This window comes from Streptomyces sp. N50, from assembly GCF_033335955.1.
Classification (GTDB): Bacteria; Actinomycetota; Actinomycetes; order Streptomycetales; family Streptomycetaceae; genus Streptomyces.
Map to the genome: position 1 here is coordinate 10,009,135 of NZ_CP137549.1, position 20,508 is coordinate 10,029,642.

Consider the following 20,508-nt stretch of genomic DNA (forward strand, 5'->3'; position numbering starts at 1 on the left):
AGGCTGTGCCGACTCCCATGGGTACCACGCTGATCATCACCAACGACTTTCCGCCCCGGCAGGGAGGTATCGAGACCTTCGTCCACGCGATGGCGACGCGGGTGCCTGACGACGACGTCGTCGTCTACACGTCGCGTGAGCCGGGCCAACGGGAGTTCGACGCGACGTTGCCGTTTCCGGTGATACGAGACCGCAGCCGCATGCTGCTGCCGACCCGTCGGGTCGGCAGGCGTGCCGCCGAGATCATGACGGCTTTCGGTTGTGACCGCGTCTGGTTCGGCGCGGCCGCCCCGCTCGCGGCCATGGCGCCCACGCTGCGGCGGGCCGGTGCCCGGCGCGTCGTGGCGACGACCCATGGTCACGAGATCTGGTGGGCGTACACCCCTGGCGCCCGGCAGTTGTTGCGCGGAGTGGGCAATGGCGTGGACGTCGTCACCTACCTCGGTGACTACACCCGGGACCGGATCGCCCCGGCCCTGGGGCCGCGGTCGCGCTTAAGCCGCCTCGTGCCCGGTGTTGACGTTCAAGCGTTCCGGCCGGACTCGGACCCGACAGGTGTGCGGGATCTCCAGGACCGCCTCGGCATCCGGGACCGGAGAGTCGTGCTGTGTGTGTCACGGCTCGTGGCCCGTAAAGGGCAGGACGTTCTCATCCGTGCACTGCCTCTGGTGCAGCGGGTTGTGCCTGAGGCGGTTCTGGTGCTCGTCGGCAAGGGGCCGCAGGAACGACGGTTGCGGGCGTTGGCCCGTCGGTATGCCGACGGTTCGGTCGTCTTCGCCGGCGGCGTGGACCACACCGACACAGCCGTCTACTACTCGGCGGCCGATGTTTTCGCCATGCCGTGCCGCACCCGCAAGGCCGGACTGGAGGCGGAGGGCCTCGGCATCGTGTTCCTGGAGGCCCAGGCGAGCGGGCTACCCGTGATCGCGGGAAACTCCGGCGGTGCACCCGACACAGTGCTCGACGCCGAGACAGGACACGTCGTGGACGGTCGAGACGTCAAGGCGGTCGCCGAAGCCATCGCCCTGACCCTGCTGTCGCCGGAACGGGCCGACATGGGAGCGGCCGGGCGGCGTTGGGTGGAGAAGGAGTGGACCTGGGACGCTTCCGCCCGCCACCTGGCAGCGCTTCTCACCCCCACGTCCGAACCCGCCCCGAGGCAGGACGGATCCGAAGTGGGGCGGCCGAGCGGATCCGGCCGCTGAGTGGTCCGGCGACGTGCAGTGGCAGGCGGGCAGGACTCAGTTCCCGGCGTTCTCCCGCAGGTGCGCCAGCACCGCCAGTACCCTGCGGTTGCCCTCGGTCGGGTCCAGGTCCAGCTTCATGAAGATGTTGCTGGAGTGCTTGACCACCGACGCCTCCGTGATCACCAGCCGCTGGGCAATCGTCTGGTTGTTCAGCCCCTCGGCCATCAGCGCCAGCACCTCCCGCTCCCGGGGCGTCAGTCGGCTCAACGGCCGGTCCGCCGACTGCTGCAGCAGCAGAACGCGGACCACTTCGGGGTCGATGACGGTCCGGCCCGCCGCGACGCGCGTCAGCGCGTCCAGGAACTCGGAGACCTCCCCGACCCGGTCCTTGAGGAGATAGCCGAGTCCGCCGGCGCCGTCCCCACTGAGCAACTGCGTCGCGTACGCCGTGGCCACGTATTGCGAAAGCACCAGCACGGGCAGCCGGTCATGGCGTCGGCGCAGGGCGAGCGCGGCTTGCAGGCCCTCGTCACGGAAGTCCGGAGGCATCCGCACATCCGTGATCACGACATCGGGCCGGTCCGTGTCCACAGCGTGCGTCAGCTGCTCAGCGTCCCCGACGGCGGCGACCACCTCATGGCCGCCCCTGGTCAGCAGCTCCACCAGTCCGGCCCGCAGCAACACGGCGTCCTCTGCCAGCACTACGCGGAGCACGGCACCTCCACACGCACCTGGGTCGGGCCGCCTGCCGGACTGCTCACGATGAGCCTGCCTCTCTGAATCGCGAGTCGATCCGCCAGACCGCGCAGGCCGGCTCCGGCGGCGGGATCGGCTCCACCATGGCCGTCGTCGGTGACCAGAAGCACGAATCGGTCTCCGTCGACCCGGCCGACGACGCTGACCTGGGACGCGCCGCTGTGCTTGGAGGCGTTGGTCAGTGCCTCGGTGACGCTGAAGTAGGCCATCGACTCGACCGGGGCCGGGAGTCGGCGCGGCAGATCGATGTCGACGGTGACCGGGATCGGATTGCGCAGCGCGACCTCCGCCACCGCTGCCGTCAGACCGTGGTCGGTCAGTACCTGAGGATGTATCCCCCGTACAAGGTCACGCAGTTGGCCGAGTGCGAGGCGTGCCTCGCTGCGGGCCCGTGAGACGAGTTCCGACGCCGACGAGTCGTGACCGCGCAGTTCCAGCTCAGCGAGCCCCAACGTCATGGTGAGCGCGACCAGTTGCTGTTGGGCACCGTCGTGCAGGTCGCGCTCGATACGGCGCCGCTCGGCCTCGAAGGCGTCCACCAGCCGGGCCCGGGACCGGGTCAGCTCGATCACCCGGCTGTCGAGGTCCTCGTCACGGGCGGACAACAGGAACCAGGCGGCGCGCACCTGTGCGCCGGCGAGCAGACCTCCCACGTACGCGCACACCGTCATTCCCAGTAGGCCGACCACGGTTCCCGGCAGCGCGGTCAGGGGATCCGAGATCGGCTTCCCCGGAACGAGCATCACGGTGTCGGGGGCGATGGCCCACACAATGACGGGAACGGCGGTGAGCAGGACGGACAGGCCCAGCAGAGCGATGAAACCGACACCGAGCGCGGTGACAGCTGTCGCCAGTAGCACCGTGTAGCCGAGTTCACGCCAGGTCGCGCGTTCCCGCAGCCTGGTACGGAACCAGGCCGCTGCGCTGACCCCCGCCAGCGATCCGTGCGGATCGGGTAGCGGGACGGGGTCGATCCAGCGCAGGCGCCGTCGCTCCGCCACGCCGACGGGGACACCGAGGACCGCGGCGGTCGCGAGAAGGAGCACGCCGATGCCGACGACAGACAGGCCGAGGCCCAAGAAGAGCAGGGCCGCAAGTGCGATCAGAAGAACGAAGCCGAGCAGCGTGCCGCTGAGCAGGTAGGCCCAGCAGCGCCATGGCCACCAGGAAACGAGGAACCGCAGGGGGCGGCGCCTTATCGCCTCCCAGACAGCCACGCCCGGATCTCCGTGACGTTCGCCCACGAGCGAGCCCATGGGGCGAACCACGTCGGTCACCGCTAAATCTGCGGATAGGTCCGGCAAGCGCGTCTCCTCCCGTCGGTCTCCGCCCGGCGATCACCTCTGCACTCTAGCCCCGTGGCCTGGGCTCCGGCGGTAGGGAAAACCCTCCCCCCAAGACTCCTCACAGGCCCACTGCCTCGTGCGGGTCACCGTGCTGGACTGGAATTACCGCCCCCGACCTCAGGTGAGGACAACGCCGCCATGTCATTGACCTCCGACATCCATCTTCCCGCCATCCAGCTGGTCAACGTTTCCATGGCCTACCAGGGTGAGGCCGGAGAGGTGCCCGTGCTGCACGAGGTCAGCGTCGGCTTCCCCGCACAGGCCATGACCGCGGTCATGGGCCCATCAGGCTCCGGGAAGACGACGCTTCTGCACTGTGCGGCCGGGCTGGACCGACCTGTCCGGGGCAAGGTCTTCCTGGGCAGCACGGAGCTGGACATGGGCAGCGACCGTGAACTGACCGAGATCCGGCGCAGCCGGATCGGCTTCGTATTCCAACAGTTCAACCTCTTGTCCATGCTCACGGTGTACGACAACGTCGCGTTGCCGTTACGACTGAGCGGCGGCCGGGTGCGGCGGCAGGTCGTCATGGACGCGCTGCGCCAGGTGGGGCTGGAGGACAAAGCCGGTCGGCGACCCAACCAGCTCTCCGGCGGTCAGCAGCAGCGTGCCGCCATTGCGAGGACCCTGGTGAGCGAGCCCGAGATCGTCTTCGCGGACGAACCGACCGGTTCGCTCGACCGGGGCACGGGGCGCCAGGTCATGGGCCTGCTGCGGCAGGTGGTGGACAAAGCGGGCCGTACCGTCGTCATGGTCACGCACGACCCGGCGGCCGCCGCGTACGCGGACCGCGTGATCTTCCTCGTGGACGGATGGGTCATCGGCAAGATCGACCATCCAACGGTCGACGAGATCACCGCCGAACTCAGCCGCTGGGAGTCGTGATGTGGCGCCTGTCGCTGCGGTCGGTACGCCACTATTGGGCGCTCCACCTGGGAACCTTCGTGGCTCTGGTACTCGGCGTCGCCCTGATCGGGGTTTCCGGCGCGACCCTCGCCGCCACCTGGGCCGTACCGCAACCCGCTGCTGCGGGGCAGTCCGTGACCCTTCGGGACGGTTCCGGAACCCGGCACACGCTGGTCGGTGGCACCGTCGACATGGGCGGGGTGCAGAGCGTTCTCGCGATAGCCGGAGTGATCTCTGCGTTCGTGACCGTCTTCGTCATCGCCGGCACCTGCGCCTTCAGCGTCGCGCTGCGGCGCCGGGACATGGGTCTGCTGAGACTCGTCGGTGCTCAGGGGGCCCAGGTGCGCCGCCTGGTGATCGGGGAATGCGCCGCCATGGCGCTGCCGGCCGGTCTGGTCGGCTGTGCCGCAGCTGCCGTCGCGGCCCCTTGGGCGGTCCGGGGCATCAATGGAACCGGCCTGTCCCCGGTGGAACTGACGCTGGGGCCTCTTGTCGGCCCGTTGGTCTTCGCCGCCTGCGCCGGACTTGTCATCGCTGTGCTGGGGGCGCTCGCCGCATCGCGCCGGGCCGCCCGGGTGGGCCCCACCGAGGCACTGCGCGAGGCCGACCTCGACTCGCAGGTGATGACCCTCGGCCGGAGCTGCACCGGCGGATTTCTTCTGCTCACCGGCCTCGCGATGGTCATGCTCGCTCCGGGAGCCGGCGCGGAGGCGGCAACCCCGCTGGCCCTGTTCGGCACGATGGCGCTGACGCTGGCCGCCGCGCTGCTGGGCCCGGCGTATCTGCCGCGTCTGATCAGAGTGCTGCTGACACCCCTGAAATGGACCCGGTCGATCCCGGTCCGTCTGGCACTGGCGGCGGTGAGCACCTCGCGGCGCCGGACGGCCTCACTGGTAGGGCCGGTGCTCTCCATCGTGGCGATCGTCGGCATCTTCACGTCGGTCATGGCCACCACTGGCGCGGCGGGCGACGCGGACGAGCGGCACCGGACTGTGGGACAACTCGTCGTCGAACCCTTGTCGGGGGAGGGGCTCGCCCCGGACCTGCTGGCCCGGCTGCGAGCGGCTCCCGGCGTGCGTGCCGTATCGGCTCCGGCATCACTCGAACTCGCAGTGGCGGGACCTTACTCGGTATGGCAGGAACAGGGCGCGGTCGCCGATCTCGCAGCGCTGGCCCAGACGCATCACATCACCGTGGTCGAAGGCACCGCGACGGCACTGCGTCCTGGCACGGTCGCTGTGTCCAAGGAGTTCGCCGACTGGTACGGCTACCACGAGGGAAGCCGCCTCACCTACGGCCTGTACGGAGGCGAGCCCGCAACGGCCAGGGTCGCCACCGTGCTTGACGGCGGGGCAGTCGTCCCCCATGTAGTGCTGCCGATGACTGCTGTGGCTGAGGCATCAGCTCCCACGCAGGCGACCGTCCTGCTCGACGCGGCAGCTGCCCGATCGCCCGGCGCTGCGGCGACGCGGCTGGCCGATCGGCTAGGTCCCGACCGGGTCCGGGTGACGACGGCCGTCCGCTGGTTCGACGGCGCCGCCACGGAACAGGAGCGGCTGAACCGCTTGGTGCTGCTCGTCCTGACGGGTCCCGCCTGCGCCTACGCACTGATCGCAGTGGCAAGCACTCTTGTGATGTCGTACAGCCGCCGGTCACGGGAGGTCGCCGGTTTGCGGGTGATCGGCACAAGCCGGACGCAACTCCTCCGGATGGCGCTGTGGGAGACGCTGACGACCACGGCCGTGGGAGCCGGCGTTGCCGCAGTCATCGTCGGTATGGGGTTGTGGGCCTATCGCAGCGCTCTGCACGTCTTCGGCGGCACCGTCCCGGTCAGTGTCCCGTGGACTCTGTTGCTCTCCCTTGTGGGCGCGTGCCTCGCCGTTGCCGTGACCGTCGGACAAATCACCATCCGGCGTTTGCTCAAGCAAGGAAGCATCGCGGCGCTCACGGCTCGGCAGTAGGCTCCCGGCGCAGGTCCCGTCAATCGCATCGAGGATGTATGTGGCACTTTTCCGCGCGACGGGCCTATGCTGGGCGGCCACTTATCACCTGAACCTGTGCCATGCGTCAATGACCGGCGGGTCGGGCGGGTGTTCTTGATCGTTCGTGACAGGTGGGAGTCACCATGCGCGTCGTGATCGCGGAGGACTCCGCACTCTTACGGGCCGGCGTCGTCAGGCTGCTAACCGATGAAGGAGTCAAGGTTGTGGCCCAGCTGGGCGACGCCCAGAACATCATCGAGGCAGTGCGGCAGGGAACTCCCGATGTGGTGATCCTGGACCTCAGAATGCCGCCCTCCTTCGTCGACGAGGGATTCCGTGCAGCGCTCGATCTGCTGAATCATTTCCCTGACGTGGGTATCCTGCTCCTCTCGCAGTACGTGGAACATTCCTACGCCGAGGAGCTGGTACGCCGCGCGACGGGCGGTGTTGGATATCTACTGAAGCAGCGAGTGGGGGACTTCGAGGAGTTCCTCTCCGCAGTGGAGCGCGTGCGCCGCGGAGAAACCGTGCTCGATTCCGAGATATACCGGATGTTTGTCGGAAGTCCACGGGAACGGCATGCCGCAGACCTGCTGACGCCGCGTGAGCTTCAAGTTCTGGAACTCATGGCGACCGGCCTCACCAACAGCGGGATTGTAGGGCGGCTCGGCATATCGGAGCGTGCCGTGGAAAAGCATGTGACCTCTATTCTCGCAAAGCTCCGGATACCGAATTCCGGTGAGAATCACCGGCGTGTGCTGGCGGTCCTGGACTATCTGCGCGGGGTCAAGCGGCGTCATGGCTCGGGTGACTGAACTCGGTGGGCCCAGGCCTGGGCGCGGGAGAGCGCCGGCGCCGTACCGGGTGCTGGCGGGGCTGATCTACCTCTCCATCGGCAGCCTGGCCGGCCTCCTGCTCGTGCCGCTCATCCTCGTCTCATTGGTGTTCAGGGCTGCCTTCCTGTTGTTGTTCGTCTGCCCTCCGCTGGTCCTCACCCTGCTCGTGCGGTCCGTCACTGTGCTTGCACGGTGGCTCCCGCGTTCGCCCGGCCACGACCTGGTGGACGTGCCACGGCGCCATACCTTGGCGAGCACGCTCGCCCGCGAGACGAGGAGCCGGATCGCCGTCCTGCGTCCGGGACTCATGCCCAGCCTGACTCTGCTGCACGCCGTCGCCGAACTGGAAGGGCTGCTCGCCGGCTTCATGCGCGGCGGCACCGACGGCAGACCGGCGCAGCCGCGCAAGCGGAGCGCGGGAGAGCAGCTGAACGGAGTGACCGAGGCGGGCTGGGCCGACATCGGATACCTGTTCCTACTGCTGCTCGGCACCATCTGGCTGATCCCGTTGTTCGCGCTCGCCGTACCCGTCATAGCCTTCGCGGTCAGCCTGCCCCTCGGCCCCCCGCAGCAACTAGCCTTCGGGCCCGGAATCACGGTGGTCGTCGAGGGACCGGTCGTGCGCCTGCTTGTCGCCATGGGTTCTCTGCTGGTCTTCGGTGCACTCATGCTCCTCATCTTCTGGATGGGGAAGGTAAGGGCACGGATGGTCGACACGATCCTCGGCCGCATCGACCGGGCCAAGCAGCAGCGGCGCATGGAGGCCGCCGAGCGGCAGCGCATCGCTGCGCTGCGTGTCAACGATGCCGACTACCGGCGCCTCGAACGCGATCTGCACGACGGCGCCCAGGCCAGACTGTCAGTGCTGCTGCTACGCCTCACCCATGTGAAACGAAGCACGGACAAAACACTGGAGGAGCTGTCCGAAATCGTCGACGAGGCTCATCAGGAGATCGGGAAGGCTCTCAGTGAAATCCGTGACCTGGTCCACGGAATCCAGCCGCCGATCCTGAGCGACCGAGGCGTCGACGCAGCTGTCGCCGCATTGACGGAACGATTCCATGTGCCGGTCACCGTATCCAGTGGGCTGACCCGCAGGCCGGATGTCAGGGTCGAATCAACGGCCTACTACATTGTCGCCGAATGCCTCGCCAACGCCGTCAAACACGCGTCTGCCACCTCTATCCATATTTCCCTTGAGGAAGTGGAGGAGCAGCTACTGGTCGTCGTCACCGACGACGGCGTGGGAGGTGCCTCGCCACAGGCCGGAACGGGCCTTCGCGGCCTCGCCGACCGGGCCACGGTGCTCGGCGGAACAGTGGAGGTCACCAGTCCACAGGGCGGTCCCACTCTCGTACGAGCGATCCTCCCCTGGTCTGAGGACCTACTCTGAGCTGCAGTTTTTCTTTTCAACGAAACTTCTTGCCGTGCGCTGTCCGCATGACCAACGATAGGGGGGTACGGCTACCCGAACCCCCCGGGGTGTGGCTGGCCGTACCAACGGGTCAGGTCATGGATGTCTCTGCGGCAAGGGGGAACGTGTGGAAGCGCGGTCGGTGACGGAACTACTCCGCGAGCTCGCCCGGGAGCACATGGTTCCCGGCGCGCAGCTCGCAGTGCATGTGAACGGGGAGACATTCTCGGCCACCTCCGGTGTGACCGATGTAGGGCGCGGCGACCCAGTACTCAGCGATAGCGCTTTCGCGTTCGGCTCGGTGAGTAAGGTGTTCACGGCGACCCTGATATTAGGTCTGGTCTCCGACGGTGATCTGGAACTCGACGCGCCTGTGTGTGAGTACGTTCCGGAATTGCGGAAGGCGGCCGACGAAGCAATGCCGGGTGTGACGCTGAGACAGCTGCTCAGTCACACCGGCGGAATTGTCGCGGATCACGAACTCGACGATTCCGAGGAACGTTCCCTGCGCCGCTACGCGACCAGCGTGGCGACCACACGACTGTTGCACCGGCCCGGTTACTGCTTCTCGTATGCGAACACCGGATACAACCTTCTCGGCCGGACCGTCGAGGCGGTCACCGGTGTGCGGTGGCACGCGGCGGTACGGGACTTCGTGCTGCGCCCCCTGGGGATGGATCCGGTGTTCCTGCATCGACCGGACGGGGACGGTGCCCGTCGCCCGGTCACCAGTCACGCGGTCCGTCCTGACAGTGGCCGAGCTCATCCCGTGGGGTTCTTCCTACCGCCGACCTGGGCGCCGGCCAGCGCGCTCGCGGGCAGCGCCGAGGACCTCGTCGCCTTCGCACGCATGCACATGGGCTCGCACCCGGCCGGTAACACCGTGCTGGACGACACGCACCGGCGAGCCATGCGCACACCGGTTCCTGCCGCCGACGCGTTCGGCATGGCCGACGGGTGGGGCCTGGGTCTTGCCCGCTACTCGGGTCCGGACCGTCATACGCGGGCCGCTTCGGCGTCCTGGTACGGCCACGACGGCACTGTCGACGGAGGCAGTTGTCACCTGCGCTTCCAGCCTGAGACCGGTGTGGCGGTCGCCTTCACCAGCAACGCCAGCACGGGCTCGCTCCTGTGGAGCGACCTCGTGGCGGAACTACGCCTGGTCGGTGTACCCGTGGGCGACTACCGCCCCGACGTGCCCGACGCGCCGCCGGCCGAGTGGCCCGAGCCGACTGGACTGCTGGGCGACTACGGCAACGGCGACACCCGCTTCTCGCTGCGCCCCCACCAGGGAGGCATCCGGCTGAGTGACCGAACAGGTCTCGTCGCCGATGTGACGCTTCACGACCGCATGATCTTCACGGCGCAAAGGGTAGATGCCGTCGAGGCCTCCTACACAGGGCGGTTCGTGCTCGACGGCGACACGGGCACCGTCGCCCTCATGCAACTCGGCGGACGCTCCGCTCAGCGCCTGACATTCGCGGCCTGACTCGTCCGTCTCGCGACATCCGGTATGCCCGGCCCGTAGGCATCACCTGCGCGCTCCACGCCTGCCCGTTGGGGCCCGCATACCCGTGTTTTCCCCCGCTCAGCCCTCATTTCCTTCGTTTCAGGCTTCCGGCTGCCCCTGCCTGCGCACTCGCCGTGAAGCCGCCACCCCTGGAGGTACAACGTGGCTCGCGCCGACAGGTCGGTCGACCGGGATCTTCCGCAGCAGGTGGAGTTCTGGCGACGCCGACTGGAGGGCATCAGCGCTCTGGAACTGCCGACCGACCGCCCCCGTCCGGTCGTCCGGGAGACAAACGTGTCGGCGTACGACCTCGATGTGCCGGACACCGTGGCCGCGTCCCTCCCCGATCTGGCCGCACGACATGGCGTCACAACCGGCGAGATCCTGGTCGCCGTTGTCAGTGCCGTCTTCGCCAGATACTCGGGACAAAACGACATCGCATTCGGCACCGTCTCCCCACGCACCGGGCACACGCTGGTCCTTCGTACCCGCACCAACACCGGGGCCCCGTTCGAAGCACACGTACGCGAGACCCGCCGAGTGGTGCGCGAAGCGCTCGCCAACGACGGCGTGCCCTTTGCCAGGCTGGTCGAGGTACTGGCCCCGGACAACGACACCAGCATCACCCCGCTGATCCAGGCCATGGTGGTGCTACGCGACGAACTGCCCCGGCCGGGCGAAGAGTTCGACCCTCTCGACCTGTCGGTGGAGTTCGCCCTCAGCGGTCCGCAGCCGACCGCCCGTATCCGTTACAGCACCGCCCTCTTCGACGAGACGACCGTCGCCCGGCTGGCAGGCCATCTGAACGTCCTGCTCACGTCCGCCGCCGCTGATCCCGGCCGCAGCCTCTCCACCCTGGCCATGCTCACCGACGCCGAGTTCCAGCAGGTCGTCCGCGACTGGAACGCCACTGACCGGAAGACGCCCACCGGCACCTTCCCCGAACTCTTCCGACGACACGTCACCACACACCCGGACGCCACTGCCGTCGTGGACGAATACGGCTCGGTGACCTACCGGCAACTCGACGAGCACGCGAACCGCCTGGCCCACCACCTGCGCGCTCTCGGAGCAGGACGCGACACGCTGGTGGGGCTGTGCGTCGAGCGCGACGCCGGAATGGCCGCGGGCCTGCTCGGGATCATGAAGGCGGGTGCCGCCTACCTGCCGCTGGACCCCGGCTACCCGCGTGAGCGGCTCGCCTACATGCTGCGCGACTCCGACGCCTTCCTCGTCGTCACCCAGGAGAGCCTGTGTGACCGGCTTCCCGAAAGCGACGCGGTCCTGGTCTACCTCGATCGCGACCGGGCCGAACTCGAACGCGGGCCGGCCACCGCCCCGGACGTGGACCCGCACCCGGACGACCTCGCCTACGCCATCTACACGTCGGGCTCCACGGGGAAGCCCAAGGGCGTACTCGTCTCCCACGCCGGCGTCGGCAACCTCGCGGCGGTGCAGAGCGACCACTTCGACGTCACGCCCGGCAGCCGCATCCTCCAGTTCGCCTCCGCCAGCTTCGACGCGGCGTTCTGGGAGATGTGCATGGGGCTCCTGACCGGCGCCACACTGGTCATGGGCTCCAAGGAGGCCATGCTTCCGGGGGAGCCGCTCGCCGAGTACGCCGCCCGGCACGGTGTCACGCACGCCACGCTGACTCCGGCGACCGTGGCGGTGCTGCCCGACGGGCGTGGCCTTCCCGCCGACACCACTTTGATCGTCGCGGGAGAGGCGAGCACCGGGGACCTCGTGGCGCGCTGGTCCGAGGGGCGCCGCATGATCAACGCCTACGGGCCGACGGAGTCCACCGTCTGTGCCACCATGAGCGCCCCGCTCAGTGGCGCCGCGGTCCCTCCCATCGGCACGCCCATCGCCAACACCCGCATCTACATCCTCGACGACGCGCTCCAGCCCGTTCCCGTCGGCGTGCGCGGGGATCTGTACATCGCCGGCATCGGCTTGGCGCGTGGCTACCACGGCCGTCAGAGCATGACGGCGGAACGTTTCATCGCTGACCCGTTCGGCGAGCCCGGAAGCCGCATGTACCGCTCCGGCGACATCGCCCGATGGCGGTCCGACGGCAACCTGGAATACCTGGGGCGCGTCGACGACCAGGTCAAAGTGCGCGGATTCCGGATCGAACTCGGCGAGATCGAGAGTGCGTTGACCCGCCATCCGGACGTCGCCCAGGCCGTGGTGCTCACCCACAACACCAACCTGTTCGCGTACGTCGCGGCATCCGGAGCGCGACCCCCACGGCCCGACGCACTGCGGGACCACCTCGCGGCGGACCTTCCCGACTACATGATCCCGACGACGATCACAGTCCTCGATGCTCTCCCGCTGACCCCGAACGGCAAGGTGGACCGCCGGGCCCTGCCAGACCCCGGTGCCGTGCGCGAAGACCACGGCCGCGAGCAGATGGCTCCCCGCAACGCCGTCGAGGAGACCATCGCCAGCGTCTGGGCGGAGGTGCTGGACACCGATGTGATCGGCATCCACGACGACTTCTTCGAACTCGGCGGCAACTCCATTCTGTCCGTGCGCGCCGTGTCCCGGCTGCGACAGGCGCTCGGCGTACGGCTGTCGCCGCGTACGCTCTTCGACGCGCCCACCGTCGCCGCCCTCGCCGCCCGGGTCGCCCCGGGCGAGGAGGGCACCGACACGGTGATCCCGCTCGTCCCTCGGGACGAGGAACTGGCCATGTCCTTCGGGCAGCAACGGCTGTGGTTCCTGGAGGACTTCGATCCGGGCAGCGCCGAGTACCACACCGCGTTCGGGCTCCGACTGACCGGTGGCCTGGATGCCGAGACGCTGCGCGGAGCGATCGAGGACCTGACGCGGCGGCACGAGTCCCTGCGGACCACGTTCGGGTTCGTCGGCGGCCGGGGTGTCCAGGTTGTCCACCCCGCGCTCGCCCCGGGCTGGAGCTTCGTCGATCTCACCGGCGTACCGGAGGAACTGCGCGAGGAGCGGCTGCGGGAAACGGTCCGCGACGAGGCGGCACGGCCGTACGATCTCGCGCACGGGCCGCTGCTGCGGGCGCGGCTGGTGCGGCTCGCGGCCGACGAACATGTGCTGGTGCTCGGCATGCACCACATCGTCACCGACGGCTGGTCCATGGGCGTGGTCGTCTCGGAACTCGGCGAACTGTACGCGGCCCGCGCCCAGGGCCGGTCCGCCGAGCTGCCCGAACTCGCGCTCCAGTACGCGGACTTCGCGGCCTGGCAGCGCGGCAGGCTGTCCGACCGCGGGCTGCTGGAACACGAGGTGGACTGGTGGCGGCAGCGCCTGACCGGTGTGGCCCCGCTGGAACTGCCGACGGATCGACCGCGCCCGGCGATCCGCTCCTCGGCGGGCACGAGTTACGCCTTCGCACTGCCCGCCGACGTCGTCGAGCGGCTGCGGACGCTGGCCGGCCGGCATGGCGCCACCTTGTTCATGGCACTGACGGCAGCCGTCAAGGCGGTCTTCGCCCGGTACACGGGGCAGGAGGACATCGCCGTCGGCACTGTGTCCTCCGGGCGCAGCCGCGCGGAGTTGGAGCCACTCGTCGGATTCCTGGCGAACACCCTGGTCCTGCGCTCGCACATCGACCCGAACGGGTCGTTCGCCAGCCTGCTGGAGCAGGTCAAGGAGACGGCGCTGGAAGCATTCGCGCACGAGGAGGTGCCCTTCGAGCGCGTGGTGGAGGCCGTTCAACCGGAACGGGACGCCAGCCGAACGCCCCTGATACAAGCCATGGTCGTCCTGCAGAACGCCCCCGTCGCACCGCCCGACTTCCCGGGCGTCGAAGCGCACGACGTCGCTGTGCAGCGGGAAGCCGCGCCTTTCGACCTCACTGTCGAGTTCTTCGAGACGGGCGAAGATGTCGCCGCCCGCGTCGGCTACAGCACCGCTCTGTTCGACGAGGCGACCATCGCCCGGTTCGGCGACCATCTGACGGTGCTGCTCGACGCCGCGACCCGGCAGCCCGAACGCGCCCTCGCCACGCTGCCCCTCCTCACGGACGCAGAGTTCCAGGAGGCCGTGCACGGTGGGCGCGGTCCCCGCCGGGACACCCTGAAGGGCACATTCCCGGAGCTCTTCGAGTCCCAGGCCGCTGAACGCCCCGACGCACCGGCCATTGAGGACGACCGCGCCCGGCTCACCTACCGTGAGGTCGACGAGCGTGCCAACCAGCTCGCCCATCATCTGCGTGACCTGGGCGCCGGCCCCGGCAGTCTGGTGGGCCTGTGCGTCGAGCGTGGCGCCGATCTGGTCGTCGGGCTCCTCGGCATCATGAAGGCAGGCGCCGCCTACCTGCCTCTGGACCCCGGCTACCCGGCCGACCGGCTCGCGTTCATGCTGAACGACTCCGGCTGCACTCTGGTCGTGACCCAGGAAAGGGTCCGCGACCGGCTCCCCGATGTCGGCACGATCGTCGTCGATGTCGTCCGAGACCACCATCTGGTGTCCCGCCGTCCGGTCACCGCCCCTCAGGTCGACCTGATCCCCGACGACCTGGCCTATGTGATCTACACCTCCGGCTCCACAGGCACCCCCAAGGGCGTCCTGGTGCCGCACGCCGGCATCGGCAACCTGGCGTCCGCCGAGATCGACAGGCTGGCCGTCACCCCGGACAGCAGGGTCCTGCAGTTCGCCTCCGCCAGCTTCGACGGCGCCGTCATGGAAGTCCTCATGGCCCTGCCGGCCGGTGCCACCCTCGTGCTGCCCCCGCACGGCCCGATCGTCGGTGAACCCCTCCAGCGGTTCCTGACCGAGCGGCGCATCACCCATACGTTGCTCGCCCCCTCGGCGGTCGCCACCCTCGACCCCGAAGGCCTCGCCGGACTGCGTACCCTCGCGGTCGGCGGCGAGGCCTGCACCAGCGACCTCGTAGCACGCTGGGCCCCGGGCCGCCGGATGATCAACGCGTACGGCCCCACCGAGAGCACCGTTGTCGCCACCATGAGCGCCCCGCTCACCGCCGGGACGGACGCCCCGCCGATCGGCACCCCGCTGCCCAACACCCAGGTGTATGTCCTGGACGCCAGCCTCCAGCCGGTCCCCGTCGGCGTCGCTGGCGACCTGTACATCGCCGGCGTGCACCTGGCTCGCGGCTACCACGGCAGGGCCGGACTGACGGCGGAACGCTTCGTGGCCAACCCGTTCGGGGCGTCGGGGGAGCGGATGTACCGCTCCGGTGACGTGGCCCGCCGGCGGGCGGACGGTTCGCTGGAGTACCTGGGCCGGGCGGACGACCAGGTGAAGATTCGCGGCTTCCGGATCGAACTCGGAGAGATCGAGACCGCGTTGGCCCAGCACCCGGATGTGGGGGACGCCGTGGTCGCGGTCCACCAGGAGGGAACCCGGCGTCGCCTCGTCGCCTACGTCGTCGGATCCCGTGAGCTGAACGCGGGCGGTCTGCGAGGGTTTCTGTCGGGCTCGCTGCCGGAGTACATGGTGCCGGCGGTGTTCGTCCGTCTGAGCAGGCTGCCGCTGACACCGAGCGGCAAGGTCGACCGGCGCAACCTGCCTCAACCGGAGCTCGACACCGAGCAGTTGGGCAGCCGGTACGTGGGTCCGCGGACGGGTACGGAGCAGACGCTCGCGGACGTGTGGGCCGACGTCCTCGGTGTGGACCGGGTCGGTATCCACGACAACTTCTTCGAGTTGGGCGGCGACTCGATCCTCTCCATCCAGGTCGTGACCCGGGCCCGGCAGGCCGGCTTGAGGGCGACTTCCAAGCTGATGTTCGTCCACCAGACGGTCGCGTCACTGGCCGAGGCCGTCGAGGGCGCGGAGGCTCCGGTCACAGCTGAGGAATCGCTTTCCGGGCGCGTGGGGTTCACCCCGATCCAGCGGTGGTTCTTCGCGGAGCACACCGTCAACCCGGACCAGTACGCCATGTCGGTGCAGGTGGAGCTGGCTCCGGGAACCGAAGTGGAGCTGCTGGAGCAGGCGTTGGCAGCCGTCGTGGGGCACCACGACGCGCTGCGGATGCGGTACACGCGGACGTCCGAAGGCTGGGTGCAGGAGTACGGCGACCCGGTCATCGAGGGGCTGCTGACGTCGGGCGACCACGTCGACGCCGATGAGGAGGCGCTCGCGGCACAGGAATCGCTTGAGCTCACCTCGGGCCGTGTCGTGCGCGGGGTGTTCTTCGACCGAGGCCCCGAAGCGCCGCGTCTCTTCCTCGCGGTGCACCACTTGGTGATGGACGGCGTCTCGTGTCGGATCGTGCTGGAGGACCTGGCTATCGCGTACGGGCAGTTGGCCGCGGGCCGCACCGTGGATCTCGGCGCGAAGACCAGCAGTTATCAGCGCTGGTCCGACCGTCTCACCGAGCACGTCCGCTCCGGCGCCCTCGACGACGAGATCCCGTACTGGCAGAACATCGGCGGCAGCGTCCGTGAGGTCCCCCGGGACACCGTCGCGCCCAACCTGTTCGGCGACACCTCTGTGGTGTCCGTGCAACTGGACGGCGACGAGACCGAGGACCTGCTCCAGCGGGTGCCACCGGTCTACCGCACGCAGATCAACGACGTACTGCTGGCCGCGCTGGGCCGGGTGCTGGAGCAGTGGGCCGGGACCCCGGTCGCGGTGAATCTGGAGGGCCACGGTCGTGAGGACCTCTTCGACGACGTGGACGTCTCCCGCACTGTCGGCTGGTTCACCACGATCTACCCGGTACTGCTGGATGTCCCGCCCGGTGACTGGGACGCCGGACTCAAGGGCATGAAGAGCCGCCTGCGCGGGATTCCGGGCCGGGGCCTTGGCTACGGCGCCCTGCGATCCCTGTCAGCCAAGGGCCGTGAGGCCCTCGCCGAACTGGCGGAGCCTCAGATCAGCTTCAACTACCTGGGCCAGTGGGACAACAGCATCAGCCCGGACGGCCTGGTCCGGGCTCGGCTCGGCGCCCTCGGCCGGGACCAGGCACCGGAGCAGCCGCGCCCGCACCGCATCGACATAGTGGCCGCCGTGAACGGGGGTCGGCTCCAGGTCGACTGGATCTACTCCACTGCCAACCACCACGCCGACACCATCGAGCAGTTGGCCGAGCAGTTCGTCACCGCCTTGCGTGGGGTTGTGCGGCATTGCCTGCTGGGGTCGAGTGGGGGTGCGACGCCGTCGGACTTCCCGCTGGCCCGTCTCGACCAGGCTGGTGTCGACCGGGTGGTGGGGGATGGCCGGGATGTGGAGGACGTGTATCCGCTGACGCCGATGCAGAGCGGCATGCTGTTCCACAGCCTGGCCGAGCCGGACGGGGGTGCCTACTTCGAGCAGATGACCTTCGTCCTCGACGGGGTGACCGATCCGCTCCTCCTGGAACACGCCTGGCAGCACGTCACCGCCCGGATCGACGTGCTACGCGCGTCAGCCTCGTGGGAGGACGTCGACCAGCCGCTGCTGGTCGTGCATCGCAGGGCGGCGATCCCGACCACCCGACTGGACTGGCGCGGCTTGCCCGAGCGCGAACAGCGCGCGGAGCTCGACCAACTGCTGGCAGCGGAACGCGCCCGGGGTGTGGACCTGTCGCAGGCGCCGTTGCTGCGGCTGGCCCTGATCCGTGTCTCCGACACCGCCGTCCGAGTCGTCTGCTCCTTCCACCACATCCTGCTGGACGGCTGGAGCACCTTCGACGTCCTGGCACAGACCCATGCCGCGTACAGCGCTCTGCTGGCCGGTGAAGAGCCGGTGTTGCCCGTACGGCGGCCGTTCCGGTCGTACGTGGAATGGCTGGAGCGACAGGACCTGACGAAGGCGGAGACGTATTGGCGTGACCTGTTCACCGGGTTCGCCACCCCGACCGCACTGCCGTACGACCGTCGCCCTGCCGCCCATCACAAGGCGCACACCACCGCACGCCTCCAGCATCGGCTTTCCCCCGAGGCGTCGGCCGCTCTGTACAACTTCGCCCGCGGGCACCGGCTGACCGTGAACGCGGTGGTGCAGGGTGCCTGGGCACTGTTGCTGTCGCGGTACGCCGGTGAGCGGGACGTGGTGTTCGGCGCGACCGTGGCCAGCCGTCCGGCGGAACTGGCCGGCGCCGACGCGATCGTCGGCATGCTGATCAACACGCTGCCGGTGCGCGTAGACGTCGACCCGCAGGCTCCGGTGGCCCAGTGGTTGGCCGAGGTGCAGCGCGCGCAGGTGGAGGCCAGGCAGTACGACTACGTGCCGCTGCCCGGCATCCAGTCCTGGAGTGACGTCGAGGGCGGAGCCAACCTGTTCGACAGCCTGCTCGTCTTCGAGAACTACCCGAGGGACGACCGCGCAGCTGCCGAACACGGCCTTCGCCTGCATGGTCTAGAGGGCGGCGAGGCCACGAACTACCCGCTCAACCTCATCGTCTACGCCACCGACCGGCTTGAGTACACGCTCGCCTACGACGCCGACCTCTTCGACGCCGCCGGCATCGAGCGCATCGTCGGCCACCTGGACGTCCTGTTGGAGGGGATCACCGCGGACCCCGAACGGCCCGTGGCGGACGTGCCGATGATGTCGGACGGCGAGGTCCACCGGCTGATCGAGAAGTGGAACCAGACCGCGAAGGAGCTGCCGGACGACACCCTGCCCGGGCTGTTCGCGGCCCGCGCCGCGCAGCACCCCGACGCGCCCGCCCTGTCGCACGGCGACCAGACGTTGACCTACAGCGAGCTGGACGAGCGGGCCAACCGGCTCGCCCACCTGCTGGTTGCCCGGGGCGTACGGCCCGACTCGGCTGTCGGCCTGTGCCTGGAGCGTGGCGCGGACACGGTCGTGGCGCTGCTCGCGATCCTCAAGGCGGGGGCTGCCTACCTTCCGCTCGACCCGCACTACCCGGCCGACCGGCTCGGTTATCTGCTGGAGGACGCCGGAGTCGAACTCGCCGTCACCCGCGGCGAGTTCCGGAAGCGGTTGCCGTTCGACGACGTCCACCTCGTGGACCTGGACGCGGATGCCTTCGACATGGCCCGGCAGCCGGTCACGGCCCCGCCCGTCGACATCACACCCGACCACCTCGCCTACGTCATGTACACATCGGGCTCGACGGGCGCACCCAAGGGGGTTCTGACCCCGCACCGGGCCGTCGTGCGCCTGGTGCACGGTGCCGACTTCACCGATGTCGGCGAGGGCGATGTCGTCGCGCAGTTCGCACCGCTCGCCTTCGACGCGGCCACGTACGAGATCTGGGCCGCCCTGCTCGGCGGCGCCCGGCTGGCCGTGCACCCGCCGGCCCTGCCCAGCGGCGCCGAACTCGGCCGGTTCCTCAAGAGGGAACGCGTCACGCACCTGTGGCTCACCGCCGGACTGTTCCACCAGCTCGTCGACGACGACATCGGGGCGTTCGACGGACTGCGACAGCTCATCGCGGGCGGGGACAAGCTCTCCCCCGAGCACTGCGCCCGCGTCCTGCGCACCCACCCCGGCCTGCGTCTGACCAACGGTTATGGCCCTACCGAGGCGACGACGTTCACCGCGACGCACGACCTGCACCCCGGACACCCTGCGGACGCCCCGGTCCCGCTCGGCACCCCGATCGGCAACACCCGCGTCTACGTCCTCACCGAGGACCTCCGGCCCGCCCCGGTCGGCGCGCCTGGCGAGCTGTACATCGCCGGCGCAGGTCTGGCCCGCGGCTACCTCGGGCAAGGTGCGTTGACCGCCGAACGGTTCGTCGCGGACCCGTACGGTCCGCCCGGCACCCGGATGTACCGTTCCGGCGACCTCGCCCGCTGGAATCCGGACGGCACGCTGGCTTTCCTGGGCCGCGGCGATGGACAGGTCAAGGTGCGCGGCTTCCGCATCGAGACCGGTGAGATCGAGGCCGTGCTCGTGGCCCACCCGGAGGTCGCCGACGCCGTGGTCGTCGCCCGGGGCGACGGGGACCGCACGGTGCTGGCCGCCTACGTCGTCGCCCCCGGCCTGGACGAATCCGCCGCGGCGGAGCTGCGCGCGCATCTCGGGGCGACCCTGCCGCCCCACATGCTGCCCACGCACTACGTGCCGCTGCCCGCCCTGCCGTTGAACACCAACGGCAAGGTGGACCGGGGAGCCCTGCCCGCGCCGCAGGGCCGGGCGGAGCCGGTGCGGGAGCATCAGCCGGCGGGCACCCCCACCGAGGAGTTCCTCGCGCACACCTGGGCGGAGCTGCTGAACGTCGAACGCGTCGGCGCCCACGACGACTTCTTCGAACTCGGCGGCGACTCGCTGCTCGCCCTGCGGATGACCTCCCGGGTCAACGCGGCCTTCGGCATCGACCTGTCGCCCAGGACCGTCTTCGACCGGCCGACCGTCGCCCGGATCGCCACCGAGATAGAGGACCGGATCCTCGCCGAGCTGGAGGCGGACGCCACCGCGGCGTCCTGACCTCCTCACACCCAACCGCGCTACGGAAAGGCACAGCCATGCCCAGCCCCTTCGAACAGAACGACCGTTCCTACCACGTGCTCGTCAACGACGAGGGCCAGCACTCCCTGTGGCCCACGACCAACGACACCCCGGCCGGCTGGACCGTCGTCCTCGCCGACAAGCCCCGCGACGAGTGCCTGGCCTATGTCGAGGCCAACTGGACCGACATGCGCCCCAAGAGCCTCGCCCGCCGCTGA

10 protein-coding genes are annotated in these 20,508 nt (G+C 69.2%); 8 read left to right on the plus strand and 2 right to left on the minus strand.

The window, feature by feature from the left end:
* The first annotated feature begins 17 nt into the window (after nt 1–17).
* Complete coding sequence (locus tag R2B38_RS44470) at nt 18–1,205, plus strand: glycosyltransferase family 4 protein (protein WP_318021516.1); 1,188 nt, start codon at nt 18–20, stop codon at nt 1,203–1,205.
* A 36-nt stretch (nt 1,206–1,241) separates the two neighbouring features.
* Here the strand turns inward: R2B38_RS44470 and R2B38_RS44475 are convergent, their stop codons facing one another.
* Together R2B38_RS44475 and R2B38_RS44480 are read right to left on the minus strand one after the other, a co-directional pair.
* Nucleotides 1,242–1,901, minus strand: coding sequence for a response regulator transcription factor (locus tag R2B38_RS44475; protein WP_318021517.1), 660 nt, complete (start codon nt 1,899–1,901; stop codon nt 1,242–1,244).
* Nucleotides 1,889–3,199, minus strand: coding sequence for a sensor histidine kinase (locus tag R2B38_RS44480; RefSeq protein WP_318021942.1), 1,311 nt, complete (start codon nt 3,197–3,199; stop codon nt 1,889–1,891). The genes R2B38_RS44475 and R2B38_RS44480 overlap by 13 nt, the downstream gene beginning before the upstream one ends.
* Before the next feature lie 228 nt (nt 3,200–3,427).
* Between R2B38_RS44480 and R2B38_RS44485 the strand changes: the two genes are divergently transcribed.
* The 7 genes from R2B38_RS44485 to R2B38_RS44515 all read left to right on the plus strand — a co-directional run bounded on the left by R2B38_RS44485 (nt 3,428) and on the right by R2B38_RS44515 (nt 20,508).
* Nucleotides 3,428–4,174 (plus strand): ABC transporter ATP-binding protein, encoded by a 747-nt coding sequence (locus R2B38_RS44485; protein WP_318021518.1) that lies wholly within the window; start codon nt 3,428–3,430, stop codon nt 4,172–4,174.
* Nucleotides 4,175–4,233: 59 nt separating this feature from the next.
* Nucleotides 4,234–6,156: an ABC transporter permease gene (locus R2B38_RS44490; RefSeq protein ID WP_318021519.1), complete on the plus strand. Its 1,923-nt coding sequence runs from the start codon at nt 4,234–4,236 to the stop codon at nt 6,154–6,156.
* Nucleotides 6,157–6,320: 164 nt separating this feature from the next.
* Nucleotides 6,321–6,992, plus strand: a complete 672-nt coding sequence (locus R2B38_RS44495; RefSeq protein ID WP_318021520.1) for a response regulator transcription factor — start codon at nt 6,321–6,323, stop codon at nt 6,990–6,992.
* Nucleotides 6,993–7,041: 49 nt separating this feature from the next.
* A complete protein-coding gene (locus R2B38_RS44500) occupies nt 7,042–8,406 on the plus strand; it encodes a sensor histidine kinase (RefSeq protein ID WP_318021521.1) in 1,365 nt (454 codons plus the stop codon).
* Between the two features lie 163 nt (nt 8,407–8,569).
* Nucleotides 8,570–9,916 (plus strand): serine hydrolase domain-containing protein, encoded by a 1,347-nt coding sequence (locus R2B38_RS44505; protein ID WP_318021522.1) that lies wholly within the window; start codon nt 8,570–8,572, stop codon nt 9,914–9,916.
* Between the two features lie 183 nt (nt 9,917–10,099).
* Nucleotides 10,100–20,269 (plus strand): non-ribosomal peptide synthetase, encoded by a 10,170-nt coding sequence (locus R2B38_RS44510; RefSeq protein WP_318021523.1) that lies wholly within the window; start codon nt 10,100–10,102, stop codon nt 20,267–20,269.
* Nucleotides 20,270–20,307: 38 nt separating this feature from the next.
* Complete coding sequence (locus tag R2B38_RS44515; protein ID WP_318021524.1) at nt 20,308–20,508, plus strand: MbtH family protein; 201 nt, start codon at nt 20,308–20,310, stop codon at nt 20,506–20,508.